The organism is Streptomyces sp. NPDC017448, assembly GCF_044330565.1.
Taxonomy (GTDB): Bacteria; Actinomycetota; Actinomycetes; order Streptomycetales; family Streptomycetaceae; genus Streptomyces.
In genome coordinates, this window is the sequence record NZ_JBIRLM010000022.1 from 79,990 (window position 1) to 105,547 (window position 25,558).

A 25,558-nucleotide genomic window follows, 5' to 3' on the forward strand; every position below is an offset into this window, starting at 1 on the left:
CCATGCCCGCAACCCACCCCCCGGCCCCCACCGCGGGACCGCGCCACAACCCCAAGATCGTCACCGCGCTCCGCCGCTTCGCGATCTCCATCTCCGTACTCAACATCGTCGGTTACACCGTCCTGGGCTTCGAACAGCCCTGGCTGTGGCCCCTGTTCGCGCTGGCGACGGCCTACACCGTCGAGATCGCCCTGGAGGCCCTCGGCGCCCGCGCCGACAAACGCGCCCCCCGCTTCCGCGGCGGCGGTGCGCGAGGACTGATCGAATTCCTCTACCCCGCCCACATCACCGCCCTCGCGGTGAACATGCTCACCTACGTCAACGACCAGGTCTGGGTCATGGTGTTCGGCGTCGTGGTCGCCGTGGGTGCCAAGTGGGTGCTGCGGGCCCCCGTCCGCGGCCGCATGCGCCACTTCATGAACCCCTCCAACCTCGGCATCGCCGTCATCCTGCTGCTGTTCCCCTGGGCCTCGATCGCCCCGCCCTACCAATTCACCGAATACGTGGACGGCGGCATCGACTGGCTCGTCCCCGCCGTCATCATCGCCCTGGGCACCCTCCTCAACGCCAAACTCACCGAACGCATGTGGCTCATCCTCGCCTGGGTCGGCGGATTCGCCCTGCAAGCCCTCATCCGCGGACTGCTGTTCGACACCTCGATCCCCGCCGCCCTGGCGATGATGACCGGCGTGGCGTTCGTCCTGTTCACGAACTACATGATCACCGACCCCGGCACCACCCCCTCCTCCCGCTGGGGCCAGATCGCCTTCGGCGCCGGCGTCGCCGCCGTCTACGGCCTGCTGACCGCGCTGAGCGTCGCCTACGGCATCTTCTTCGCCACCGCCCTGGTCTGCGGCATCCGCGGCGCCTTCCTCTGGGTCAGCGACATCGTCTCCCGCCGACGCGCCGAGGAGGCCCAGGCCGACGCCGCCGCCGGCACACCCCCGCCCCCCGGCCACCCTCGCCCCGCCGACGCCGCCACCCCGCCCGCCTGCGGCAACGGCTGCGCCGAAGGAGCCTGCTCCTGCCCCGCCCGCCCCCAGGACAACGAGGCGAACGACCGCAGGATCGTGGTGTCGGCATGAGCAGAATCGCCATCATCGGCATGGCCTGCCGCTACCCCGAGGCCACCACCCCCGACCAACTGTGGGCCAACGCCGTCGCCGGACGCCGCGCCTTCCGCCGCCTGCCCCACCAGCGCATCAGCCTGGACGACTACTGGGACGCCGACCCCTCCACACCCGACACCTTCTACTCCCGCAACGCGGCCGTGCTCGAAGGCTACGCATTCGACCGCGTCGCCCACCGGATCGCCGGCAGCACCTTCCGCTCCACCGACATGACGCACTGGCTCGCCCTGGACACCGCCGGACGGGCCCTGGCCGACGCCGGGTTCCCCGCCGGCGAGGGACTGCCCCACCAGCGCACCGGCGTCATCATGGGCAACACCCTCACCGGCGAATTCACCCGCGCCAACGTCATGCGGCTGCGCTGGCCCTACGTACGACGGGTCATGGCCACCGCCCTCGCCGACCAGCCCGGCTGGGACCACACCCGCCTCACCGCCTTCCTCCACGAGGTCGAAACCTCCTACAAGGCGCCCTTCCCGGCCGTCGACGAGGACACCCTGGCCGGCGGACTCTCCAACACCATCGCCGGCCGCATCTGCAACCACTTCGACCTCAACGGCGGCGGATACACCGTCGACGGAGCCTGCTCCTCCTCCCTCCTCTCGGTCACCACCGCCGCCACAGCCCTGACCAACGGCGACCTGGACGTCGCCCTCGCCGGCGGCGTCGACCTCTCCCTGGACCCCTTCGAGATCATCGGCTTCGCCAAGACCGGCGCCCTGGCCCGCAAGGAGATGAAGCTCTACGACAAGGACTCCAACGGCTTCTGGCCCGGCGAGGGCTGCGGCGTGATCGTCCTGATGCGCGAAGAGGAAGCGATCGCCCGCGGCCACCGCATCTACGCCACCGTCGCGGGCTGGGGCGTCTCCTCCGACGGCCAGGGCGGCATCACCCGCCCCGAGGTCGACGGCTACCGCCTGGCCCTGGACCGCGCCTACGCCCGGGCGGGATTCGGCATCGAGACCGTCCCCCTCTTCGAAGGCCACGGCACGGGAACAGCCGTCGGCGACGCCACCGAACTCACCGCCCTGATGAAGGCCCGCACCGCGGCCGACCCCCAAGCACCCCCCGCCGCCATCGGCTCCATCAAGGGCATGATCGGCCACACCAAGGCGGCCGCAGGCGTGGCCGGCCTGATCAAGGCGGCCATGGCGGTGGACCACCACACCGTGCCGCCCTCCATCGGCACCCTGGACCCCCACGACCTGCTCACCGCCCCCCAGGCCAACCTCAAGGCGCTGCGCAAGGCCGAGACCTGGCCCGGCACCGCACCCCGCCGCGCCGGCATCACCGCCATGGGCTTCGGCGGCATCAACACCCACGTCGTCCTGGACGAACCGGCCGGCCGCCGCCGCCCGCCCGCCGCCCGCCCCCTCACCCCCCTGGCCCACTCCCCGCAAGACAGCGAACTCCTCCTCTTCGACGGCGCCACGGCCCGCGACCTGACCCAGCGGCTCTCCGAGGTCGCCGACTACACCCCCCACCTCTCCTACGGGCAGATCACCGACCTCGCCGCCACCCTCCACCACGAACTGCGCCACCACCCCTACCGGGCAGCGGTGGTGGCGACCTCCCCGCAGGACGCCGAGAACCGGCTGCGCCACCTCGTGGACCTCCTGGAGCGGGGAGAGAGGGAACACCGGGCCGCCGACGGCCGGACCCTGCTGGGCAAGGCCGCCGGCCGCAAACGCATCGGCCTGCTCTTCCCCGGCCAGGGCTCCGGCCACGGCACCGGCGGCGGCGCCCTCAGCCGCCGCTTCCCCGAAGCCGCCGCGGTATGGAGCCGCACCGCACCGCAGACCGGCCCGCACACCGTGGACACCCAGGCGGCCCAGCCGCGCATCGTCACCGGCTCGGCAGCGGGCCTGCGCGTCCTGGACGAACTGCGGCTGGAGGCGTCCCTGGGCATCGGCCACAGCCTCGGCGAACTCTCCGCCCTGTGCTGGGCCGGAGCCCTGGAGGAGGACACCCTCATCGAAGCGGCGGCCGTGCGCGGCAAGGCCATGGCAGAACACGGCGCACCGGGCGCCATGGCCTCCCTCGGCGCCCCGCCCCAGCAGGCACAGGACCTCATCAGCGGCCTCTCCGTCGTCGTGGCCGGCTACAACGGCCCGCAGCAGACCGTCGTCTCGGGCCCGCCCAACGAGATCGAGGAGGTCCGCCGCCGGGCCGGGCGCGCCGGCGTGGCCTGCACACCCCTGCCGGTCTCCCACGCCTTCCACTCACCGCTGGTGGCGCCGGCCGCCGAGTCGTTCGGCAACTGGCTCAAGAGCGCCGACTTCCGTCAACCGGCCGGCCGCGTGATCTCCACCGTCACCGGGGCCGAGCTGACCCCGGGGGCCGACCTGTCGGCCCTGCTGCGGGAGCAGATCACCGCCCCGGTGCGCTTCACCGAAGCGGTCCGCGCCGCGGCCCGGGACGTCGACCTGTTCATCGAGGTGGGGCCCGGCCGGGTCCTGGCCCACCTGGCGGGGACGGTGACGAACGTGCCCGCCCTCTCCCTGGACACCGACGACGAGTCCCTGCAATCGCTCCTGCGGGTGGTGGGCGCCGCGTTCGTCATCGGCGCGCCCGTCGCCCCCCACCGCCTCTTCCGCGACCGGCTGACCCGCCCGCTGCGCATCGGCCAGGAACTCTCCTTCCTGGCCAACCCCTGCGAACAGGCCCCCGAACCGGCCCCACCCCGACCCCACCACCCGCAGCCCACCACCCCACCCTCCGCCGACACCCCCACCGCGCCCTCCGCCGCACCTTCCGCCGCGCCGCCCGCCGCGCGCCCGGCCTCCGAACCCCGGCCCCAGCCCCTGCCTTCCGAACCCCGCCCCCTGCCCTTGCCCTTTGACCCCCAGCCCCTGCCCCCGACCCTTTCGGCCACCCCGGCGCCCCCGGAGGCGAACAACACCCCCACCCCGCCCCACCCCCACCAGGCGGCCCCCCACGAGGCGGCCTTCCACGAGGCCGCTCCTCACGAGGCGGCCCTCCACGAGGCGGCCCCTCACGAGGCGGCCCCCCGCCAGGAGACCGGCGCCGCCCACGCCCTCGACGTCCTCAGCGCCCTGGTCGCCGAACGCGCCGAACTCCCCGCCCACCTGGTCGACCCCGACAACCGGCTCCTGGACGACCTGCACCTGAGCTCCATCACCGTGGGCCAGCTCGTCAACCAGGCCATGACCCAGCTCGGTATCGCCCCCGCGCAGGAACCGATGAACTTCGCCACCGCCACCCTGGCGGAACTGGCCGAAGCCCTCGACAACCTGGCGAACACCACCCCCGGCGCCGAAACGGCCACGGCCACGGCCGTCACCGCAGCGGCCCCCTGGGCACGCGCCTTCTCCGTGGACCTGGACGAAGTCGCCCGCCCCCCGGCCGGCCCGCCCACCTCCGGCGCCTGGGAGTTGTTCGCACCCCCGGACTACGAGATCGCCCAGACCCTGCGCACCGCGCTCCACCACGCCCGAACGGGCCCCGGAGTCCTGGTCTGCCTGCCGCCCCACTGCCCCGCACAGGACATCGACCTGGCCCTGGCAGCGGCGAAACGGGCGCTCACCGCCCCCGAAGGAAGCCGCTTCGTCCTGGTCCAGCACGGCCGCGCCGCCGCGGGCCTGGCCAAGACCCTCCACCAGGAGGCACCCCACCTGGTGACCACCCTCATCGACATCCCCCTCACCGAGGAGACGGTGCACCACGTGGTGGCCGAGGTGTCCGCCACGACCCGGTTCTCCGAAGCCCACTACGACGCCGACGCGGTCCGCCGCGTCCCCACCCTGCGGGCCCTGCCTATCAGCCCCGAACACCAGGACACCCCCCTGGGCGCGGGCGACGTCCTGCTGGTCACCGGCGGCGGCAAGGGCATCTCCGCCGAATGCGCCCTGGCCATCGCCCAGGACACCGGGGCACGCCTCGCGATCCTGGGACGCTCCGACCCGGCCACCGACCCGGAACTGGCCGACAACCTGCAACGGATGACCGACCACGGCATCACCCTGCGCTACGCCCGGGCCGACGTCACCCACCCCGAACAGGTCCGCACCGCCCTGGCCGAACTGCGCACCGCACTCGGCCCGGTCACCGCCCTGCTGCACGGCGCCGGACGCAACGACCCCGGCCCCCTGCACACCCTGCGACCGCAGGACTTCCACCGCACCTTCGCCCCCAAGGTGGACGGCCTGCGGACCGTACTGGAAGCGGTGGACCCCCAGGAGCTGAAACTGCTGGTCACCTTCGGCAGCATCATCGGCCGCGCCGGCCTGCGCGGCGAGGCGCACTACGCCACCGCCAACGAATGGCTGGCCGACCTCACCCAGGAGACCGCCCGCACCCACCCGCACATCCGCGCCCGCTGCGTGGAATGGTCGGTGTGGTCCGGAGTGGGGATGGGCGAGAAACTCTCCGTCGTGGAGACCCTCTCCCGCCAGGGCATCGTCCCCCTCCCCCCCGACCAGGGGGTGGACATCCTCCTGCGCCTCATCCGCGACCCCGCCGCACCGGTGGTGACGGTCGTCAGCGGCCGCACCGAAGGCATCGACACGGTACGCCGCGACCTGCCGCCCCTGCCGCTGCTCCGGTTCACCGGCACCCCCCTGGTGCGCTACCACGGTGTGGAACTGGTCACCGAGGTCGAGCTGAACGCCGGCACCGACCCCTACCTCGCCGACCACCTCCTGGAAGGCAACCTCCTGCTCCCCGCCGTCATGGGCATGGAAGCCATGGTCCAGGTCGCCGCCGCGGTCACCGGCCGAACGCAGACCCCCCTCATCGAGGACGCCCGCTTCCTGCGCCCCATCGTCGTCCCGCCCGACGGGAGCACCACCATCCGCATCGCCGCGACGGTCACCGCGACCGACACCGTCGCCGTCGCCGTCCACACCCAGGACACCGGCTTCGCCGCAGAGCACTTCCGCGCCCGCCTGGTGTACTCCCACGCCCAACCCCCCGACGGACCGCCCCTGCAGACCGACGCCGCCACCCCCCACGTCCCCCTGGACCCCCAGGGCGACCTCTACGGCGGCATCCTCTTCCAGGGCCCCCGCTTCCAACGGCTGCGCCGCTTCCACCGGATGACGGCACGACAGGTGGACGCCGACGTGGCCCTGCACCGCCCGGAGGGCTGGTTCGCCGGCTTCCTGCCCGCCACGATGCTCCTGGCCGACCCCGGCATGCGCGACGCACTGATGCACGGCAACCAGGTGTGCGTACCCGACGCCACCCTCCTGCCCTCGGGGGTCGAACGCATCCACCCCCTGGGCGCCGACGCCCACGCCCCGGGCCACCTGCGCTACTGCGCGGTCGAACGCAGCCGCGACGGCGACACCTACGTCTACGACATCGCCGTACGCGACGCCCAGGGCACCGTCGTCGAACGCTGGGAGGGCCTGACCCTGCAAGCGGTGCGCAAGAGCGACGGCTCCGGCCCCTGGGCCCCGCCCCTGCTGGGCCCCTACCTGGAGCGGACCCTGGAGGACGTGCTCGCCACCCCCCTGGCGGTCACGGTCGAACCCCACGGCGACAGCCCCACCGGATCGCTCGCCCAACGCCGGGCGTTCACCGCCCTCGCCGCCTCCCGGACCCTGGGCGCCGCCGCGATCGTGCGCCACCGGCCCGACGGGCGCCCGGAAATCGACGGCGGATGGCACCTGTCGGCCTCCCACGGCCCCCACCTCACCCTGAGCGCCCTGGCCCGCACCGAAGTCGCCTGCGACGTCGAAACGGTCACCCCCCGCGAGATCGACCAGTGGCAGGGCCTGCTGGGTGAGCACACCGCCGCCGCCCGCCTCACCGCCCAGGAGACCGGCGAACCCTTCGACACCGCCGCCACCCGGGTCTGGAGCGCGGCCGAGTGCCTGAAAAAGGCCGGCGCCATGACCGGCACACCGCTCAGCGCGCTGCCGCAGAAGAAGAACGGCTGGGTCCTCTTCACCGCCGGCGACCTGCGGATCGCGACCTTCGCCACCACCGTGCACCACACCCCCGAACCCGTCGTCTTCGCATTCCTGACGCACACCCCGCACCAGCCGGAAGGGCGGTCCCAGGACCATGTCGGATGACTACTTCGAATACCGGCACACCGTCGGCTTCGAGGAGACCAATCTGGTCGGCAACGTCTACTACGTGAACTACCTGCGCTGGCAGGGACGCTGCCGGGAGCTGTTCCTCAAGCAGAAGGCGCCCGACGTCCTCGCCGACCTCCAGGACGACCTCAAACTGTTCACCCTCAAGGTGGACTGCGAGTTCTTCGCCGAGATCACCGCCTTCGACGACGTGGCCATACGCATGCGGCTGTCCGAATTCGGACAGACCCAGCTGGAGTTCACCTTCGACTACGTCAAGGTCGGCGAGGGCGGCGAAACCCTGGTCGCCCGGGGCCGCCAACGGGTCGCCTGCATGCGGGGGCCCAACACCGACACCGTGCCCTCACCCGTCCCCCAGGCCCTGGCCCGGGCCCTGGAACCCTACGGCGCACCGAGCCGGACCCTGCCCGGGCGGGCGGCATGAGAATACGCACCCCCACCCCCCGCGCCCCCGCGCCCGCCACCGACCCCGAACGGCTGCGCGGGGCACTGGGCACCTTCGCCACCGGGGTGACCGTGGTGACGGTCGGCGGCCCCGCACCCCACGGCATGACGGCCAACTCCTTCACCTCCGTCTCCCTGGACCCCGCCCTGGTACTGGTGTGCCTGGGCCGCGACACACTGATGCACCGCCTCCTGGCCGACGCCGACGCCTTCTGCGTCTCGGTACTGGAAGCGGGACAGGAAGAAGTGGCCCGGCACTTCGCCGACCGCTCCCGCCCCCGGGGCCCCGCCCAGTTCGACACCGTCGCCTGGGGACCGGGCCGCACGGTGGACGCCCCCCTCATCACCGGCGCCGCCGCCCACTTCGAGTGCGCCACCTGGCGTGCCTACGACGGCGGGGACCACACCATCTGCGTGGGCAGGGTGCTCACCTTGAAGGCGTCCCCCGACCGGGAACCCCTGGTCTTCCACCGGGGCCGCTTCCAGCGCCTGCCCCCCACACGACGGAAGGACGCGGCATGAGCGGCCGCCGCCCGGCCTCCCCCCCGCTGCGGGCGCTGCCCGGCCTGCTGCGCAAACTCGCCGTCGACCGGCTCGGGATGATGCGGGACGCGGCCGCCCTGGACGACGCCGTACTGGTCTCCCTGGGCCCCAAGAAACTCTTCGTCTTCAACCGGCCCGACTACGCCAAACACGTCCTGGCGGACAACGCCGCCAACTACCGCAAAGGCATCGGCCTGGCCGAGTCCCGGAAAATGCTCGGCGACGGCCTGCTGACCAGCGAGGGCGACCTGTGGCGCCGGCAGCGCAGCACCGTGCAGCCGGCGTTCAAACCCGCACGGGTGACCACCCACGCCCAGGCGGTGGCCCAAGAGACGGTGAAACTGCGCGACCTGCTGGCACGCCGCGGCGCCCACGGCCCCCTCGACGTACTCCAGGAGGTGACGGGCTTCACCCTCGGCGTGCTGGGCCGCACCGTACTGGACACCGGCCTCCACGCCCACGGCGGCATAGCCCACGCCTTCGAAGCGGTCCAGGACCAGGCGATGTTCGACATGGTCACCCAGAACACGGTGCCCACCTGGGCCCCGCTGGCCACCCAGCGCCGCTTCCGCCGCTCCCGCCGCGAACTGCGACGCACCGTCGACGAACTCGTCGCCGACCGCAGCGCCCGCCTCAACGACACGCCCACCGCCGACGACGACGCCTTCGCCCTCATGATCGCAGCCGCCCGCCGCCACACCGACCCCCGCGCCGGATACGAGCAACTGCGCGACGAACTGGTCACCCTGCTCCTGGCCGGCCACGAGACCACCGCCAGCACCTTGGGGTGGACCCTGCTGCTCCTGGCCCGCCACCCGCACCTGAGGGACCTGGTACGCCAGGAGGCCCGCGCCGTGCTCGACCACGGCCGGGCCCCCGACGCCGGCGACCTGCACAAACTGACCTACACCACCCAGGTCGTCCAAGAGGCCATGCGCCTGTACCCGCCGGTGTGGATCCTGCCCCGGGTGGCCCTGCAGCCCGACGAGGTGGGACCGTACGCGGTGCCCTCCGGCGCCGACGTCCTCATCTGCCCCTACACCCTGCACCGCCACCCCGCCCTGTGGGAGCGCCCCGAGCAGTTCGACCCGAGCCGCTTCGACCCGGCACGCCTCGCCGACCGCCCCCGCTACGCCTACATCCCCTTCGGCGCCGGCCCCCGCTTCTGCGTCGGCAGCGGCCTGGGAATGATGGAGGCGGTCTTCGTCACCGCCCTGCTGACCCGGGACCTCGACCTGGACACCCTGCCCGGGGACGACAGGACGCCCGAGCCGATGATGTCGCTGCGCATGCGGGGCGGGCTCCCCATGACGGTCCGCCCCCTACGGTGAGGACCCGGCCGGCGCCCGCCCCGCCCCGGCCGCGGCACGTGCCGCGGCCGGACGGCGCATCAGCCCGTGGCGCTCTCCAGGGCGCCGGTGCGCAGGTCGAGCAGCGCCATCAGCACCGGCGGGTCGAACACCTCCAGCGGCCGCAGCGCGACCCCCACCGGCAGCAGCACGGTATCGGCCTGCACCGTCAGCGGACCGTGGCGCCCCACCGACACCGCCTCCCCCTCCCTCTCGTCGGCCGCGCCCGAGACGAGGTGCTCCTGCCCGTAGGGCACCGAGTGCACCAGGAGGTACCAGGTACCCACGGGAACGTTGCGCAGTTCGAAGGCGCCGGGCCCCTCCAGGACGGAGCACCTCACCGGCCGCCCCTGGGGGACCTGGGTGGGGAACAGCCCCACATAACAGGGCCCGGCCGCCCGCCCCGCGGGGAGCGTGACGTGGCCCCGCAGCGTGATGCCCGAGACACCGGCCGGCGAGGCGGGGGAGTCGGGCCACGGCTCCTGGTCGATGCCGGAGGCGAAGCCCTCCAACTCCCGGTAGACGCTGGGGGAGACGCCCACACACGCCTTGAAACGCGAACTGAAGGTGCCCACGCTGCTGTACCCGACCAGACTGCTGATGTCGGCGACGCTGAACTGCGTCTGCACGAGCAGCCGCTTGGCCTCCTGGATCCGCAGCGCCGAGAGGAACCTGCCGGGCGACGTACCGGTCACGTCCCTGAAGATACGAGTGAAGTGGAACTTGCTGAACATAGCCGTGCGCGCCATGTCGTCGATCGTCAGATCCTGACCGAGATTGGCCCGCATATTGCTGATGACGCGGTGAACTGCGTGCTCGATGGTAGCGGAAGTCACGGTGTCTCCCTATCGTGAGCCATTTCAATCCACAGACGTTCTGTTCAATCCGTCACTTCGAGTCGGCTTGCATCTCTTCCGAGAGATGGGCGCCTGCCAGCCGACGACTGGTGAGATCTTCGGCGAACCTTTTCCACGTGCGTGAGCAGTGAAGAGCGAGATCCGCCAGTATGGCCGCCGAATGAGGCGGCACAGCCTCCGTCCACTGACGCCAGGAATCATCCACGACAAAGTGGTCGTGAAGCCAGCGCAAGAAGTGCCGGCCGGATTCCGAATGCCGCAGAGCCGGGTCCGACGCGAGCTTGCGCAGCATTTCCAAAGAAGTGCGCGACCGCCCCGGCACCGCCTCGGAGACACGGTGCGGCCCGCCCGGACCCTCCGCCTCCCCACCGCCCCGGGCCCCGGGGACACCGGCGCCCGCGGGCGGGAGCGGCGGCGGCCGCCGCCGGCGGGGCGGCACCGGCGCATCCCCGCGCAACAGGCGCTGACGCACATCGTGCACCGTCCCCAACGACAGCCCGGTCTCCTTGACCACGGCCCGCAACGGCAGATCGGGCCGGGCGATCATCAACTGGGCCGCCTGCAGACGCTCGGCCGTACGGTCGAGCGGATGAGCTTTGCCATCACTCCTCATCCGCATGTTCAACCGGGCGGAATCCCCGGTTGAACGCGACCGGACCGAGGCCACCGTCTTGGGCGACAGCCCCGTGCACTCCCCGACCGCCCGGTCCGAGAGTTCCGGACACATGTCCAGGATGCGGTGCGCCGCCGTCTTGCGTTCCTCCGGCGACAACGGCAGACCGTGCGCGACGTTGACCGACACGGAGCGCAGGAACGACTCCTGCTCGGTCCCCGTGAAGTACCGCACCGCCACCACGTCCAACCCGTTGCGCCGCGCCGCCGCCAACCGGTGCATCCCGTCGACCACGCGCATCGTCCTGCTGTGCACGAGGATCGGAGGCAGCGTCGGATAAACGGCCGCCAGCTGCCTGACATGCTGCTCGTCGAGACCATTCAAGCGCGGAGAATCCGCCGGCAGCAAGGTGTCGACCTTTACCCAGTCGGTGAGATCCGTCAGTGATTCCGGGGTTCCTCCAGTGCTTTTCAATTCACTCCCCGTAAGTTCGGACGTGCTCGAGGTGTTTCCCGTATCCAGACCCTTGGCACGGGAAAGGAACATTCCTTCGGGAGAAGGTATCCGCCTTCTGTTTTCATCGCGAGGGGGCAAGCCCCGAAGTCGCGACTTTGGCAACTGTACGATGAACCCCCTGTTCAGGCGAACACTCCCGTCGGTTGTTTGAAAAGACCGACCCGGTCTATTTTGCTTTCCACATCGCCAGGGCAACGCCGATAGCAGGGAACGGAGGCTCAGGTGCAGAAACAGAAAGCGGAACCGGAGGGCGCAGCGGAGCGCAGAGTCCGAATCACGGACGATGCCGCGCTGACGCTCGAGGCCTACGCGGACTCGATCGTCCCCGGCGAGAAACGCTGGCCGGGGGACAGGGCCGTGGCCGGCGCCGCGGAAGGCGGCGGCGCCGTCACCGCCGGCGCCCTGCAGCTCCTGCGCTGGGACGCCACCGGCATCCACGACGACCTCGAGAACCTGGCGGACCTCGCCAACGACCACGCCCGCGCCTATGCCCAGGACGCCGGACTCCCACCGGACCCCTCCGTCCCCCCCTTCGTCGCCCTGTCCTACGAAGACCGCGTGGCCCTGATCCGCACACTCACCGCCCCGGGCCACCCCGAGAAGGAGTTCTGGGTCCTGCTCTCCCTCTTCTGCAACATGGCCTTCGACTCGGCGGCGCACCTGCACACCGCCGAAGCGATCGCCGCCGGCCACCCGGGCCTGCGGGCCATGGGCATCACCGCCCCCGACGACGACGGCCTGTGGCGCTTCGAGGACTTCGGCTACGGCCGGGAGCTGGCCCCCCTCCACCCCGCAACCACCGCCGGCGGGAGCCCGGCATGAGCGACAACGCCGAGCGCACGGAAGTCCTGGTCGTCGGCAGCGGGTTCGGCGGCGCGATCACCGCCTACCACCTGGCCGCCGGCGGCGCGAAGGTGACCGTACTGGAGCGCGGCCCCTGGCTGGAACACAGCGAGTTCGAGCACGACTACAAGCTCGGCTCCTCCTACACCAGGATCTTCGACTTCGTGGTCGGAGACGGGATGAGCGTCCTGGGCGGCAACTGCGTCGGCGGAGGCAGCGTGGTCTACTTCGCCGCCATGCCGCGCGCCCCGCGCTTCGTCTTCGACCGCCACGGCTCCATCGGCCGGCGCATGTGGCCCAAGTCGGTCAGCCGCGCCACCCTGGACCCCTGGTACGACCGGGTCGAGGAGTCCTTGTCGGTCGCCCGGCAGGAATGGCAGGACGTGAGCTACGCCGGGGGACTGTGGGCCGCGGCCTGCTCCCACGCCGGCCGCACCGCCAACCCCCTGCCGGTGGCCATCGACACCGACAAGTGCGTCAACTGCAACTGGATGATGGCCGGATGCCGCTTCGAGGCCAAGCAGTCGCTGCTCGTGAACTACCTCCCCGCCGCCCTCGCCCACGGCGCCGAGATCCGCCCCCTGCACGAGGTGCAGCACCTGGAGCGGACCGCGGAGGGCGGATACCGCGTGCACTACAACGTCATCGACGCCGAGGACTACCGCACGAGCACCGGCAGCGGAGTGATCGAGGCGAAGATCATCGTGCTGGCGGCCGGCGCCGGCGCCACCCCCGTCATCCTGCAACGCAGCGAAGGGCTGCTCGGCGCCATGCCCCACGCGGTGGGACGCTACTTCTCGGGCAACGGCGAACGGCTCAACACCGCCGTGGTCGACGAGGAGAAAGCAGCCCGGCTGCTCGGCCTGGAAAAGGGCCCCGGCCCCGCCTACGGGGCCAACCACATCGGCCGCGGGCCGACCGTCGCGAGCTGGGACCGCCTGGACGGCTCCTTGCCCGAGTACTCCCGCTACTCCCTGGAACAGCTCTACTTCCCGCCCGGCCTGGGCACGATCCTCGCCCAAGTGCCCCCCGGCGCCGGCCCCACCTGGTTCGGCGCCCGCAAGAAGGAGATCCTCCGGCACTGGACCTCCTGGCTCACGATCTTCTCGATGATCGAGGACGACAACGAGGGCGTCTTCGGGCCCCCGCCGGCCACCGGCAACGCCCACCGCATCTCCCAGCAACTGCTCGGCCGCGGCAACCTCCGCTACGCCCCGACCAAGAACACGCTCGACGCCTGGGCCGCCTCCGACGCGGAGGTGAAGGAGATCCTCGAGAAGGACGGACTGGCCCAGGTCATGCCGTGGACCAACGACCTGGTCGGCGCCTACACCGTGCACCCCCTGGCCTCCTGCCGGATGGGCGACGACCCCCACACCTCCGCCCTCGACGACCGCAACGAACTGCGCGGCCACCCCGGGATCTTCGTCACCGACGGATCCGCCGTCCCCGGCGCACTGACCGTCAACCCGGCCCTGACCATCTCCGCCCTCGCCGAACGGGCCGTGCCGGGCATCGTGCGGGCCGCACAGGAGCGGGGCGTCCGCGTCCGCTACGGCGCCCCGCCCCCCGCCGGCCCCGTCGGCGCCCCCCGGCGGGTCCCCCTGCCCCCGCCCCGCCTCGCGGTCCCCTGACGCCACCCGGGGGCCGGCTCGAACCACGCCGAGCCGCCCCCGGGCCCCGCGGCCGGGAACAGCCCGCCCGGCCCCACCCACCGCCCCACCCACCGCCACCGCCGCGCCCGCGGGCGCCGGACAGGAGAGACAGATGAGCGACACCCACGAGGTACTCCAGGACCTCGCCGCCGACATCGAGGAGACCACCCGCCTCGTGGAAGGCTTGGACGAGGATGCCTGGTCCCGCCCCACCCCCGCACCCGGCTGGAGCATCGCCGACCAGGTGGCCCACCTGACCTTCATCTTCACGCTGGCCGAGAACGCGGCGGCGGCACCGGACCGCTTCCGGGCGATGACCGCCGCGGCGGCCCAGGACTTCAACGGAGCGGTCAACGCCGCACTCGCCCAGTTCCACGCGCTCACCCCCCAGGAGCTCCTCGCCCGGTTCCGCGCCCGGGGGGACGCCTCCCTGAAGGCGCTGGCCGCCGTCCCCGCCGGCCGCACGGTCCCCTGGCTCGTCCGCCCGCTGCCGCCGGCGGTGCTCGCCCGCGCCGGGATGATGGAGATCTTCGCCCACGGACAGGACATCGCCGACGCCCTGGGCGTGCGCAGGGAGCCCACCGGCCGACTGCGCCATCTGGTGCACTTCGCTTCCCTCACACGGGACTTCGGGTACGAGGCGCGGGGCATCACCCCCCCGGCCGACCCCTTCCGCTTCGTGCTCACCGCCCCCTCGGGCGAGGTGTGGACCGCCGGGCCCGAAGACGCCCCCCAGACCATCAGCGGCCCGGCGCACGACCTCTGCCTGCTGGTGACCCGCCGCCGCCACCGCGACGACCTCGACCTGACGGCGAAGGGGGAGGACGCAAAAGCCTGGCTGGACATCGCCCAGGCCTACCGCGGCCCCGCCGGCGAAGGCCGGACACCGGGCCAGTTCGCCCCGGGACGTGGTGTGAGCGCACGCTGAGAGACCGCTCCGCCCCGGCGGGCCGGACCCGCAGACCGCCACGGCGGCCCCGGAAACCGGCCCGCCGCTTCATGCCCCGCCCCCCCGAAACGGCCCCTGGCGACCCCCGGGGAGGGGCACGGGAACCCCGGGACCGAGCCCCACGGCCCCGACGGCCCCGACACGGCCGCCGGGGGACCAGGCCCCGGGACGGCCCCGGAAACGGGTGAGGAGGCGGCCGTGGAACCCGCCCGCCTCCTCACCCCGCCCCCCAGGGGGCGAACACACCGCCGTCGCCGCGGCTAGCGGCCACCGCGCAGCACACGGGAGATCACTCGCGGCCGCATGAGGGACTGGGGCGGATCGACCAGCCCCGCCGTGCGCAAGAACGCCTTGGACAGCTCCGCGTCGACGGCCGCGGCGGCCTGAAGCCGTGTGATGTAGGCGTTGCCGAGCCGGGACTTGAGCGTCCGCCGCCCCCGCACCTCCGGAAAACCGAGGTCCGCGCCCGCGGACATCTCCCAGGGCCCGTCGATGGCACGGGCGAGATCACGGAAGAAGGCCCGCGGCTCCGGCGGCCCCTGACGCAGGTGGTCGCGCAGGACGAGCGACTGGATCGCGGCCACCGACATGCCCTGCCCGTACACCGGGTTGAAGACGCAGGCCGCGTCCCCCATCACCACCAGCCCCCCCAGATGGCGCGCCTGGCGCTCGTAGCGCCGGCGGATACTGGCCGGGAAACGGAACGAGGCGGGCGGACCCAGCGGCTCCGCGTCCCGCAGCGCCTTGTACACCTCCGGGATCGGCAGGGACTCGGCGTAGGCGAGGAACCCCTCGTAGTCCGTGGGAGGCCGGTCTCCGAGAACCCCCGTCAGCGACAGCGAGTAGCGGTCGGGCATCCGCGCGAAGATCGCCCCCCGCCGGAAGGCCGGGGTGGCGACCGGCAGGAGAGCGATGTCCTCACCGATCGGATCGAAGGGCAGCGGACCGCGGAAATGACAGGTCGTATAGGTCAGATCCATCGTCACGCGTTCCTCGGCCACCTCCGGATAGCCGAGCTCCGCCAGCCACCGCGGCGTCCGCGTGCCGCGCCCCGTCGTGTCGACCACGAGGTCCGCGGCGAGCACCTCCTCGGCGCTGCCGGGCACACGGCTCTGCACCCGCACCCCGCTCACCGCGCCGCGGTCCGCCGACGCCACCAGCCCCAGCACGTCCGTCTGCTCCCGGAAGACCACGTTGGGCAGGCGCCGGATGCGGTGGCGGATCCGGTTCTCCAAAAGAGGCCGGCCGGCCGCCACACACGTCAGCCCCGTCTCCGCCCTCTTGATCGCGGTCCCCTTGAAGAACCAGGTCAGGCTGGTGCCGAAGTCACCGGTGGGAACCTTCAGAGCGATCAGTTCGTCGGTGAAGCCGGGGAAGAGCTCGTCGAGTATCTGCTGACCGCGGGCGAGGAGCGCGTGGATGTGGTGCCCCTGAGGGGTGGCATGCCGCGGCTCCGCACGCTCGGTCAGGTCGTCCCGGTCGACCACGGTCACCTCACGGTAGGCGTCGGCGAGTACGCGTGCCGCGAGGGAACCCGCGATACTGCCGCCCAGGACCACGGCGCGATCTCCGACATAACCACTCATCATGGGTCCTCCGAAACATGCGGAACTGGCCTGTGCCACATGCAAAGTAGCGGCGCGCAGGGCCCCGTAATTCTTCTTGTGTGCTCACTGCGCAGGCTGCTCTTGCCGTCGCGACGAGCGGCTTCCTAACGTGATGGGGAAGCGGACCGCAGCTGGGCGCAATTCGCCCGGCCCGCGCGGATCACCGCTCTTTTCGGCGCTCTAGGGAATTCAGAGGGAGCTATTCTTCATGGAGCCGTTCCGTATAGCGATTCCGCAGACGGACCTGGACGATCTGCACCGGCGCCTGGACGCCACCCGGTGGCCGAGCGAGATCCCCGGGACGGGCTGGAGCCGCGGCGTCCCGCTGGACTACCTCAAGGAGCTGGCCGACTACTGGCGCAACGGCTACGACTGGCGCGCGGCTGAGGAACGCCTGAACGCGGTCCCCCAGTTCACCACCGAGATCGACGGCACGAACGTGCACTTCCTGCACGTCCGCTCCCCGGAACCCGGCGCCCTCCCGCTGATCGTCACCCACGGCTGGCCGGGTTCGGTCGCCGAGTTCCTCGACGTCATCGGCCCCCTGACCGACCCCCGCGCCCACGGGGGAGATCCGGCCGACGCATTCCACCTGGTGATTCCCTCCCTGCCCGGATTCGGCTTCTCCGGCCCCACCCCGGAACCCGGCTGGAACCTTCCCCGGGTGGCTTTCGCCTGGGCGGAATTGATGCGGCGCCTGGGATATTCCCGGTACGCCGTCCAGGGCGGCGACCTGGGCGCCTGGACCAGCCTGACGCTCTCCGGCGTGGACCACGAGCACGTCGTGGGAGCCCATGTGAACTTCCTGATCACCCCGCCCTCGGGCGACCCGGCGGACCTCGCGGGCCTCGGCGAGCAGGACCTCGCACGCCTGCAGGCGCTGGCCGAGTTCGGCGCGGACGGCTCCGGCTACATGAAGATCCAGTCGACGCGCCCGCAGACCCTTTCCTACAGCCTGACCGACTCGCCCGTGGGCCAACTGGCCTGGGTGGTGGAGAAGTTCATGGAGTGGGCGGAGACGGACAAGGCGCCCGAGGACGCCGTGGACCGCGACCGGCTGCTGACCAACGTCATGATCTACTGGCTCACCGCCACCGCCGGGTCGAGCGCCCACTTCTACTACGAGATCTCCGACGTGCTGCCCACGGCCCCCACCCCGCCCCCCGCCGCGCCGCCGCTGCCCACGCCGCTGGGCGTCGCGGTCTACCCGGCCGATTCGGCCAAGCCCGTACGCCGGTTCGCCGAACGCGCCTTCCCCAACATCGTGCACTGGGCGGAACTCGAGCGCGGCGGCCACTTCGCCGCCCTGGAGCAGCCCGGCCTGTTCGTCTCCGACCTGCGGGCCTTCGCCCGCGCGCTGCGGGCCTCCTGACCCGCCCCCCCCGCCCGCCTGCCGATGCCCCGTACCCGCGTACGGGGCATCGGCACGCCCTTCCTCAGCGCGGCGGCGGCGTGGGGCCGGACAGCTCCGGGACGCCGGGGGCCCGGCAGTGCGTGGCCGCGTAGGCGTAGTCGGCGCCCCCCGCCCTGCGGGCCGCCGCCCGCAGGAGGAGGTTGTCGCGCACCATGCGGTCCAGCAGCTCGGGCCGGTCGGCCGGCGCCGTGCGCTGGAGCCCGAAGACCACGCTCAGGGCGTCGCGCGCCTTGGGCACGTTCGGCGCGGCGAGACGGGCGGTGGGGACGGGGTAGAGCAGGACGCTGCCTCCCGGCCCGATGTCCTCCTCGGCGAGAGCGGCCAGAGTGCGTGCGACGAACCCTTCCGCCTCGCGGCCCGGCAGGAGCACGTTGCACCGCGGATGCGGGTGGTGCTGCCACGAGCCGAGCGCTCTCAACCGGGCCTCCAACGGGGCGACCCGCCCCAGGAAATCGCGGTAGGACACGGTTTCGGCCTCCTGGACCCGGTGGTGGGCCAGGCCGTCGAGCAGCGCGGCGTCGTCGGGGGCGTGCGGGGCGTCGAAGGGCTGCATGGCCTCCAGGACGAACGTCCAGCCCGAGGACCCCCCGTGGCGGGCGTGCCCCTCCACATGGGCGAACCGCCCCTCGCGCACCAGCCGCCGCTGATCGGCCAGGAGCGCGGCGCACTCGCGGTAGGCGAGCCGGTAGACGCGCGCCGAGGTCTTCGCCCCGGTGAGCGCGAGGGTGGCGCCGGTGATGATCCCGTACCGGCCCAGGCTCCCCCTGACCGCGTCGAAGAGTTCGGGCCGCCGCTCGGGCGAACAGGTGAGGAGGTCTCCCTCGGCGGTGACGACCTCGAGTTCGAGAACGTTGTCGGCGACGCTGCCGTACCGGTGGCTCGTACCGCCGATCCCGCCGACGGACAGCGTGCCGCCCACGGACAGCCCGAGATGGTCGGGCACCACGAAGGGGACACGGCCGCGGGGCAGGGTGGCCTCCAGGACGGCCCCCCACCGCGCGCCCCCCTCCACGCGCACGAAGCCGGGGGCTGGAGCGCCGACGCCGGCGAGCGAGGAGAGGTCGACCACGATCCCGTCCGACGCCTGCGCCTGACCGTCCACCGAGCAGGCCGCGCCCCGGGGGACCACCGCCAGCCCGTTGTCCCGGCCGAAGCGCACGATCGCCGCGACGTCCTGGGCGACGGCCGGGCGCAGCACGGCCACCGGCCGCAGGCGTACGCGGTTGCCGAAGTCCCGTGCCGCGGCGGCGAGGTCGACGCCGCGGGTGCTGAGGACGCCGCGCAGGGGCGGCAGGCCCGGCGGGGAGAAGGACCCGGCGGGGGAGGGGAGGCCGCTCACGAGAGGGCTCCTGGCGGCTGGGAGCGGTGGTGCGGGGCCCTGGGAGGGGCCTTTGGGAACACGGCGGGTTCTTTGCCCACGACGACTCCATGCGGTCCGGTGGTCTCTGGTGCGCACGTCCGTGTGCGACCCGGGGCCCCGGAGCTCCACCGCCGCGGGCAGGAGTGCGAAACCCCTTTGCCCGTACACGCCAGGGGCCCGCTCCATGCTCGCGCCCGCGGGACGAGCGGTACATACTCCCGCGTGCGCCGCTCGGCCCACCGCGCCGCCGGGCCCTTCGCCGCGCCGGACCCGGGCGGCCCGGGTGGACCGCCCGGCGCCGGCGGCGAGCCGGGCGCCGGGCGGGCGGCACCGGGGGGCGTGTGCGGACGGGCCGGGTGCGGGGGTTCTCAGGACCCCAGTTCGCTGACGACGGTGTTCACGACGTGGGCGGCGAGCCTGTCCACGACGGCGCGCTCCTGGTGCCGCAGCGGGCCGCGGGTCGCCAGATCGGCGAAGCCGTGGACCCCCGACCAGCAGACCCATTCGGCGTCCACCCGTCTTTCGGGGGTCAACGCGCCGGCCTCGACCATGCCGTCGAGGGCGTCGAGCAGGAGCTGGTAGGGGGGAGGCACCCGCGCCTCGACGTCGCCGCCGGGCTCTTCCTGGAGCAGGATCGCGAGTTCGAACCAGCCCGGTTCGGACAGCGCGAAGTGGATGTAGCCGAGGCCGACTTCGCGCAGCCGCTGCACCGCCTGGGCCGTGGGGTCCGCCTGGTCCGCGGCGTCCCGCATGCGGTCGGCCATGGCCTGCGCCAGATGGTCCTGGGCTCGGGCGGCGACGGCGAGCACAAGCTCGCGCCGGTCGGCGAAGTGCCGGTAGGCGGCGTTCGGCGTGACCCCCACGGACCGGGTGATCTCCCGGAGCCCGAGCGCCTCGGCGCCGCCCTCCCGGGCGCGCCTGAGACCGGCTTCGATGAGGGCGGCCTTCAGGCCCGGGCGGTGGTAGGGATGCGCGTCACGGGTCATGCTGTGTCCCTGCCTCCCGGCCGCAGTGCGGTCGAACAGTCGACTCCGGCGGGGACGGTCCGGCCCGGTCGGCGGGGCGCACTGCGGACCTGCCCGCAGGGGCGCCTTCCCCTTCTGGATCGTCGTACCCGGTTCCGCGGCCCTTCTGGAATGTCGGCCACGATGGATATGGATGTGGACAGTGTACGCGTTCGGCCGGTTCTGCACCAAACGCCGAACAGGTCTGTTCATCGAGCAATCCGGAAGAAAGGCGACATCCGCCCGGTACGGAAGCATGGGGGGACGCGTTCCCGGACGCGGTGCGACGTGCGGCCGGCCGCCCCGCCCGTAAATCTTCACCTGGTATTTCGCCGTTCGGGCTCCCCCCGGTCCGAAAAGACTATATGGTGCGAACACATTCGATGTGCACAGTGTATATCAGGTGGTCGGCCAGGCGGGGAGAGCGGGCGGCGGGGCGGGGGCTGCCCCTGCGCCCCGGGCGTTCCTCGGCCCCTCGGCGCCGGGCCCCCGCACGGCACCCACGATCAAGGGAGACAAGCGCGTGACCACGGTGAACCCGGATGTGGCCGCGGACGGCGCCGAGGGCCCCAAGGCCGAGGCCGACCCCCGGCGCTGGTGGGTGCTGGCCCTCCTCTCCGGCCTGCAGTTCATGATCCTTCTGGACATGACCGTCGTGAACGTGGCGCTGCCGCTCGTCCAGGACGGCCTCGGCTTCTCCGAGGCGGGGCTGACGTGGGTGGTCAACGGCTACGTGCTGGCGGCCGGAGGGCTGCTCATCCTCGGCGGCCGGCTGGCCGACGTCTTCGGCCGCCGCCGGCTGCTGCTGATCGGCGTCGGCATCTTCGCCGCGTCCTCGGCCCTGTGCGGCGCCGCCGTCGTCCCCGGGATGATGGTCGTGGGCCGGTTCGCCCAGGGCGCGGCCGAGGCCATCGCGGCCCCGGCCTCGCTCGGCCTGATCGCGCTGCTCTTCACCGACCCCAAGGAGCGCAACAAGGCGCTGGGGATCTGGGGCGGACTCGTCGCGCTCGGCGGAACCCTGGGCTACATCGTCTCGGGAGTGCTGACCGACCTGACGTCCTGGCGCTGGATCTTCTACATCAACCTCCCCGTGGCCCTGGCCGTGCTGCTGATCATCCCGCGCATGGTCACCGAGAGCCGGATGGAGCGCGGGAGGGAGCGGGGCCTGGACATCGCCGGGGCGCTCACCTCGACCGCCGGGCTCGTGGCCATCGTCTACGGGCTGCTGCAGGCCGCCGAGCACCCCTGGGAGTCGGCCTCCGTGGTCCTGCCGCTCATCGCCGGCGTCGCCCTGCTGCTCACCATGATCATCATCGAGCGCCGGGTGGACAACCCCCTCATCCCGCTGGACTTCTTCGCCAACCGGACCAGGTCGGTCATCAACCTGACCTCGCTGTTCTTCATGGCCGCGTTCATCTCCTACACCTTCCTCCTGACGCTGTTCGAGCAGCACGTGCTGAAGTACTCGCCGCTCGAGACCGGGCTGGCCTACCTCCCGCTCGGATTCGGCATCGGCATCGGCATCGGCATCGGGACCGCCCTGACCCCCCGCATCGGAGTGCGGGCGATCGTGGCGATGGGCTTCATCGGCGCCGGCGTCGGGCTCCTGCTGACCAGCACCGTCGACGTCGACAGCCACTACGTCGGAGGGATCCTGCCGGGCATGGTCGTGTTCGGCGTGTTCGCCGGCGCCACCATGCCGGCCGCCACCAGCGCCGCCCTGCACCAGGTCACCGACCAGAACTCGAGCCTCGCCTCGGGCGTCCAGAACACCATGCAGCAGATCGGAGGAGCCCTCGGCCTCGCCGTCCTGGTGCCCCTGGCCATCCGGTACACCGCCGGCGAGATCCAGGCCGGCGTCCCCGTGGAGACCGCGGTGACCTCGGGCTACGTCCTGGCCTTCCGGGTGGGAGCGGCGCTGATGGTCATCGGCGGCCTCCTCATCCTGGCGCTCTTCGAGCGCGTGGACCCCGCGCTGCGCGACCCGACCTCCGAAATCGTCGCCCAGACCCGCTGACCCCGGCCCCCACCAGTCCCAGAAATGCGAACAGGAGAGGAAATGCGCGAATTCACCTCAACTGTGGCACGTTCGGGTTGCCCGGCCGATCTCCGGCTGTGTACGGTGTAGACATGGCAAACGACAACGAAAAGACCACTTTTCCCGCCGTCCCCGGCTGGTTCGACATCTCCACCCCCGATTCCTCCCGGACGCGCGCTTTCTACCAGGAAATCTTCGGCTGGACGATCAATGCCCTGGACGACACCTACGCCATGGTGAGTTCCGGAGAGGGCCCGCCCTCCGGCGGAATCGGTCAGGCCGGCCCCGAAAGCCCGTACGTCGGCGTCGTTCCCTATTTCCCCGTCGCTGATGTGGAGGCGGCCCTCGCCCAGGCCGAGAAGCTCGGCGGCTCGGTGAAGATGCCCCCGCAGGACACCCCCGCCGGCCGCATCGCCGTCTTCACCGACCCCGACGGCAACAACGTCGGAGTCATGAGCTCCTGAACCCCCACATGGCTGGGCCCCGCGCGAAGCGACACCGCGCGGGGCCCAGCCGTTTTTCCACCCCCGCCGCAGACCCGCCCCGGCGCACCCGGCGCACCCCGCCGCACCCGGCCCGGCCGACGGCCCCCGCCCGGCCGGACCTCCGCCCCGCCTCCCCACCGCCTCCTGAACGGCCGGCCGCACGGCCGCGGACACCCGCCCGCCCCTCCGCAACCAGGAAGACGCCCCGCAGAGGCCGCGCGGCTAGCGTGAACAACGATCGAGCCGCCCTCACCGGCGTGCACCGGCGCCTGCCGCGTGCCCGGCGGCGGCCCCCCGCGTCGACAGCCGCCGAAAGCCGCCTGACGCCCGTTCCGCTACAACAGACTCTGCTGGAGGTTGTGTCCATGACCGAGGCTGTGTGCCCTTACCGTCTTGACCCCGAGGGCGCCGACACTCACGGGGAGACCGCTCGTCTGCGCGAGCAGGGCCCGATCGCACGGGTCGAACTCCAGGACGGCGTGCTCGCGTGGTCGGTGCACGACTACGCGCTCGCCAAGCAGATCATGACCGACGAGCGCTTCTCCAAGAACCCCCGCAAGAACTGGCCCGCCTACATCAACGGGGAGATATCGAACGGCTGGCCCCTGATCACCTGGGTGGCCATGGACACCATGGCCACCCAGGACGGCGCCGACCACGCCCGGCTGCGCAAGCTGCTGCTGAAGGCGTTCACCGAGCGCCGCGTGGAATCCATGAGGCCGCACATCGAGAAGACGGTCAAGGAGCTCCTCGACGCCATGGCCGCCAAGGCCGACGACGAGACCGTGGACATCAAGGAGATGTTCCACGCCGAACTGCCCACCCGGCTGATGTGCGACCTCTTCGGCGTCCCGGAGGACAGGCGCGCCGAGGTGCTGGCCGGCGGCCACAAGAACATCGACACCCGGATCTCCTCCGAGGCGGCGGAAGCCAACCTCGGACAGTGGCAGGAAGCCATCTCCGACCTCGTCGCGTACAAGCGCGACCACCCCGGCGACGACCTCACCAGCGCGCTGATCGAGGCCAGGGACGAGGGTTCGCGGCTGAGCGACTCCGAGCTGATCGGCACGCTGCACCTGCTGCTCGGCGCCGGCTCGGAGACCCTGGTGAACGCCCTCGCCCACTCCTCCCTGGCCCTGCTCGCCGACGCCGGCCTGCGCGAGAAGGTGACCTCCGGCGAGATCCCCTGGGAGAACGTGTGGGAGGAGACGCTGCGGGTGGAGTCCCCCGTGGCGCACCTGCCCTTCCGCTACGCGACGCAGGACGTGGAGATCGGCGGCGTGCGGATGTCCAAGGGCGACCCGCTCCTGGTCGACTTCGCGGGCATCGGCCGGGATCCGGCCGTGCACAGCGAGGCCCCCGACGAGTTCGACGCCCTGCGGGCGGACAAGACGCACCTCTCCTTCGGGCACGGCGTCCACTACTGCCTGGGCGCGCGGCTGGCGAAGCACGCCTGGATGATCGGCATCCCCGCCCTGTTCGAGCGCTTCCCCGACATGCAGCTGGCCGTCCGCCGCGACGAACTCGCGGGACAGGGAAGCTTCGTGGTCAACGGCCACGCCGCCCTGCCGGTCCACCTGAAGGGCAGGGCGCCGGCCCTGGCCCGGTGAGGCCCGCGCCGACCGACCGCCCCCGCCCGCCGCGCCGTTCGCGAAGGAGCGCGCACGCGCCCAGCGGCGTGAACCCGTAGAAGGAGACTGTCCATGGTGGATTCATCAGCAACGGCCGCAGCCGGGGTCGTGGGGGGCGAGCTGCCCCTGGGCGACGACTACGCGGGCCCGCGCGACCTCCCGGTGGAGACCGTGGTGTCGGCCGACGGCACCACGATCGCCTACGAGAAGTCCGGAAGCGGCCCGCCCGTCGTCATCATCGGGGGCGGGCTCAACGACAAGGCCATGTTCACCCCGCTCGCCCAGAGCCTGTCCCAGCACTTCACGGTGTTCAACTACGACCGCCGCGGCCGCGGCGGCAGCGAGTACGGCGATCCGGAGCAGTACACGATCGACCGCGAGGTCGAGGACCTGGCCGCGGTGCTCGACGCCATCGGGGAGCCCGCTCACGTCTTCGCCAACTGCAGCGGCGGCATGATCGCCATCCACGCGGCGGCGGCCGGCGTCCCCATGGTGAAGCTGGGGCTCTACGAACCGCCGTACTCCTCGCCCCCGCTCCAGGGCGACGAGGTCGAGCGGCTGAAGGCGCTCCTGGCCGAGGACCGCCGGGAGGAGGCGGTGGTCCTCTTCGGCAAGGAGATCGTCAAGTTCATGACCGATGAGACGCTGGAGCGGTTCAAGCAGCACCCCGCCTGGCAGGCGTTCGAGTCCATGGCGCCCTCCTGCGTCTACGACGCGATCATCAACGATCGGTACGGCTCCATCCCGCACGAGCTGCTGCCGAAGATCGCCGTCGAGACGCTGGTCCTCAGCGGCTCCGAGAGCGCCCCGTGGATCCAGGAGGCGTGCGTGACGCTCTCCGAGGAGATCCCCCGGGCCCGTCTGCTGCGCATCGAAGGCGAAGGGCACCTGTTCAACCAGCAGACCGGCGCCCCGCTGCTGGTGGAGTTCTTCGGAAAGTGACACCCCCGGGGCGGGGGCCGGCCCCCGCCCCCCCCCCCCCCGGGCCCCCCCAAGGGCGGGGGGGGGGGGGGGGCCCCCCCCGCGGGCCCCCCCCCCCCCCCCGCCGGGGG

General features: G+C 72.2%; 18 protein-coding genes. 13 read left to right on the forward strand and 5 right to left on the reverse strand.

The genetic code is table 11. The annotated features are described in order from the left end of the window. Positions 1-2 precede the first annotated feature (2 nt). From ACH4K1_RS28035 to ACH4K1_RS28055, 5 genes are read left to right on the forward strand one after another with little or no spacing between them, the layout of a single operon-like run. Positions 3-1,085 (forward strand): enediyne biosynthesis protein, encoded by a 1,083-nt coding sequence (locus ACH4K1_RS28035; protein WP_398092360.1) that lies wholly within the window; start codon positions 3-5, stop codon positions 1,083-1,085. Beyond that, a complete protein-coding gene (locus ACH4K1_RS28040) occupies positions 1,082-7,174 on the forward strand; it encodes an SDR family NAD(P)-dependent oxidoreductase (RefSeq protein ID WP_398092361.1) in 6,093 nt (2,030 codons plus the stop codon). The genes ACH4K1_RS28035 and ACH4K1_RS28040 overlap by 4 nt, the downstream gene beginning before the upstream one ends. Further along, positions 7,164-7,622, forward strand: coding sequence for an acyl-CoA thioesterase (locus tag ACH4K1_RS28045; RefSeq protein WP_398092362.1), 459 nt, complete (start codon positions 7,164-7,166; stop codon positions 7,620-7,622). The genes ACH4K1_RS28040 and ACH4K1_RS28045 overlap by 11 nt, the downstream gene beginning before the upstream one ends. After that, complete coding sequence (locus ACH4K1_RS28050; protein ID WP_398092363.1) at positions 7,619-8,164, forward strand: flavin reductase family protein; 546 nt, start codon at positions 7,619-7,621, stop codon at positions 8,162-8,164. Before ACH4K1_RS28045 ends, ACH4K1_RS28050 begins: the two co-directional genes overlap by 4 nt. Next, on the forward strand, positions 8,161-9,516 hold the full coding sequence (locus ACH4K1_RS28055) for a cytochrome P450 (RefSeq protein ID WP_398092364.1): 1,356 nt from the start codon (positions 8,161-8,163) through the stop codon (positions 9,514-9,516). The genes ACH4K1_RS28050 and ACH4K1_RS28055 overlap by 4 nt, the downstream gene beginning before the upstream one ends. Before the next feature lie 59 nt (positions 9,517-9,575). Here ACH4K1_RS28055 and ACH4K1_RS28060 read toward each other — a convergent pair whose 3' ends face one another. Together ACH4K1_RS28060 and ACH4K1_RS28065 are read right to left on the reverse strand one after the other, a co-directional pair. Next, on the reverse strand, positions 9,576-10,370 hold the full coding sequence (locus tag ACH4K1_RS28060; protein ID WP_398092365.1) for a helix-turn-helix domain-containing protein: 795 nt from the start codon (positions 10,368-10,370) through the stop codon (positions 9,576-9,578). Between the two features lie 52 nt (positions 10,371-10,422). Continuing rightward, positions 10,423-11,478, reverse strand: coding sequence for a ParB/RepB/Spo0J family partition protein (locus tag ACH4K1_RS28065; protein ID WP_398092366.1), 1,056 nt, complete (start codon positions 11,476-11,478; stop codon positions 10,423-10,425). A 264-nt stretch (positions 11,479-11,742) separates the two neighbouring features. Here ACH4K1_RS28065 and ACH4K1_RS28070 point away from each other — a divergent pair, with 264 nt between their 5' ends. From ACH4K1_RS28070 to ACH4K1_RS28080, 3 genes are all read left to right on the forward strand, one after another. Then, positions 11,743-12,342: a DUF5987 family protein gene (locus ACH4K1_RS28070; RefSeq protein WP_398092367.1), complete on the forward strand. Its 600-nt coding sequence runs from the start codon at positions 11,743-11,745 to the stop codon at positions 12,340-12,342. Beyond that, positions 12,339-13,997, forward strand: coding sequence for an FAD-dependent oxidoreductase (locus ACH4K1_RS28075; RefSeq protein ID WP_398092368.1), 1,659 nt, complete (start codon positions 12,339-12,341; stop codon positions 13,995-13,997). Before ACH4K1_RS28070 ends, ACH4K1_RS28075 begins: the two co-directional genes overlap by 4 nt. Before the next feature lie 133 nt (positions 13,998-14,130). After that, on the forward strand, positions 14,131-14,946 hold the full coding sequence (locus ACH4K1_RS28080) for a TIGR03084 family metal-binding protein (RefSeq protein ID WP_398092369.1): 816 nt from the start codon (positions 14,131-14,133) through the stop codon (positions 14,944-14,946). Between the two features lie 281 nt (positions 14,947-15,227). Here ACH4K1_RS28080 and ACH4K1_RS28085 read toward each other — a convergent pair whose 3' ends face one another. Beyond that, entirely contained in the window at positions 15,228-16,556 is a 1,329-nt protein-coding gene (locus ACH4K1_RS28085) for an FAD-dependent oxidoreductase (protein WP_398092370.1), read from the reverse strand. Positions 16,557-16,782: 226 nt separating this feature from the next. On the opposite strand from ACH4K1_RS28085, the gene ACH4K1_RS28090 reads away from it, so the two are divergent. After that, a complete protein-coding gene (locus ACH4K1_RS28090) occupies positions 16,783-17,946 on the forward strand; it encodes an epoxide hydrolase family protein (protein ID WP_398092371.1) in 1,164 nt (387 codons plus the stop codon). A gap of 64 nt (positions 17,947-18,010) precedes the next feature. On the opposite strand, the gene ACH4K1_RS28095 is transcribed toward ACH4K1_RS28090, so the two are convergent. After that, on the reverse strand, positions 18,011-19,327 hold the full coding sequence (locus ACH4K1_RS28095) for an FAD-binding protein (protein ID WP_398092372.1): 1,317 nt from the start codon (positions 19,325-19,327) through the stop codon (positions 18,011-18,013). 389 nt (positions 19,328-19,716) lie between these two features. After that, positions 19,717-20,334: a TetR/AcrR family transcriptional regulator gene (locus tag ACH4K1_RS28100; protein WP_398092373.1), complete on the reverse strand. Its 618-nt coding sequence runs from the start codon at positions 20,332-20,334 to the stop codon at positions 19,717-19,719. A 541-nt stretch (positions 20,335-20,875) separates the two neighbouring features. Between ACH4K1_RS28100 and ACH4K1_RS28105 the strand changes: the two genes are divergently transcribed. The 4 genes from ACH4K1_RS28105 (at position 20,876) to ACH4K1_RS28120 (ending at position 25,448) form a co-directional block, all read left to right on the forward strand. Next, positions 20,876-22,369 (forward strand): MFS transporter, encoded by a 1,494-nt coding sequence (locus tag ACH4K1_RS28105; protein WP_398092374.1) that lies wholly within the window; start codon positions 20,876-20,878, stop codon positions 22,367-22,369. A gap of 113 nt (positions 22,370-22,482) precedes the next feature. Then, positions 22,483-22,854 (forward strand): VOC family protein, encoded by a 372-nt coding sequence (locus ACH4K1_RS28110; RefSeq protein WP_398092375.1) that lies wholly within the window; start codon positions 22,483-22,485, stop codon positions 22,852-22,854. A 386-nt stretch (positions 22,855-23,240) separates the two neighbouring features. Further along, on the forward strand, positions 23,241-24,485 hold the full coding sequence (locus tag ACH4K1_RS28115) for a cytochrome P450 (RefSeq protein ID WP_398092376.1): 1,245 nt from the start codon (positions 23,241-23,243) through the stop codon (positions 24,483-24,485). A 93-nt stretch (positions 24,486-24,578) separates the two neighbouring features. After that, positions 24,579-25,448, forward strand: coding sequence for an alpha/beta fold hydrolase (locus ACH4K1_RS28120; protein ID WP_398092377.1), 870 nt, complete (start codon positions 24,579-24,581; stop codon positions 25,446-25,448). Positions 25,449-25,558: the final 110 nt, after the last annotated feature.

Excerpts from the sequence above, each read along its gene's own strand:
- ACH4K1_RS28035 (WP_398092360.1), top strand. The coding sequence starts at position 3 with ATGCCCGCAACCCACCCCCCGGCCCCCACCGCGGGACCGCGCCACAAC.
- ACH4K1_RS28040 (WP_398092361.1), top strand. The coding sequence starts at position 1,082 with ATGAGCAGAATCGCCATCATCGGCATGGCCTGCCGCTACCCCGAGGCC.
- ACH4K1_RS28045 (WP_398092362.1), top strand. The coding sequence starts at position 7,164 with ATGTCGGATGACTACTTCGAATACCGGCACACCGTCGGCTTCGAGGAG.
- ACH4K1_RS28050 (WP_398092363.1), top strand. The coding sequence starts at position 7,619 with ATGAGAATACGCACCCCCACCCCCCGCGCCCCCGCGCCCGCCACCGAC.
- ACH4K1_RS28055 (WP_398092364.1), top strand. The coding sequence starts at position 8,161 with ATGAGCGGCCGCCGCCCGGCCTCCCCCCCGCTGCGGGCGCTGCCCGGC.
- ACH4K1_RS28075 (WP_398092368.1), top strand. The coding sequence starts at position 12,339 with ATGAGCGACAACGCCGAGCGCACGGAAGTCCTGGTCGTCGGCAGCGGG.
- ACH4K1_RS28080 (WP_398092369.1), top strand. The coding sequence starts at position 14,131 with ATGAGCGACACCCACGAGGTACTCCAGGACCTCGCCGCCGACATCGAG.
- ACH4K1_RS28085 (WP_398092370.1), bottom strand. The coding sequence starts at position 16,556 with ATGATGAGTGGTTATGTCGGAGATCGCGCCGTGGTCCTGGGCGGCAGT.
- ACH4K1_RS28090 (WP_398092371.1), top strand. The coding sequence starts at position 16,783 with ATGGAGCCGTTCCGTATAGCGATTCCGCAGACGGACCTGGACGATCTG.
- ACH4K1_RS28100 (WP_398092373.1), bottom strand. The coding sequence starts at position 20,334 with ATGACCCGTGACGCGCATCCCTACCACCGCCCGGGCCTGAAGGCCGCC.
- ACH4K1_RS28110 (WP_398092375.1), top strand. The coding sequence starts at position 22,483 with ATGGCAAACGACAACGAAAAGACCACTTTTCCCGCCGTCCCCGGCTGG.
- ACH4K1_RS28115 (WP_398092376.1), top strand. The coding sequence starts at position 23,241 with ATGACCGAGGCTGTGTGCCCTTACCGTCTTGACCCCGAGGGCGCCGAC.
- ACH4K1_RS28120 (WP_398092377.1), top strand. The coding sequence starts at position 24,579 with ATGGTGGATTCATCAGCAACGGCCGCAGCCGGGGTCGTGGGGGGCGAG.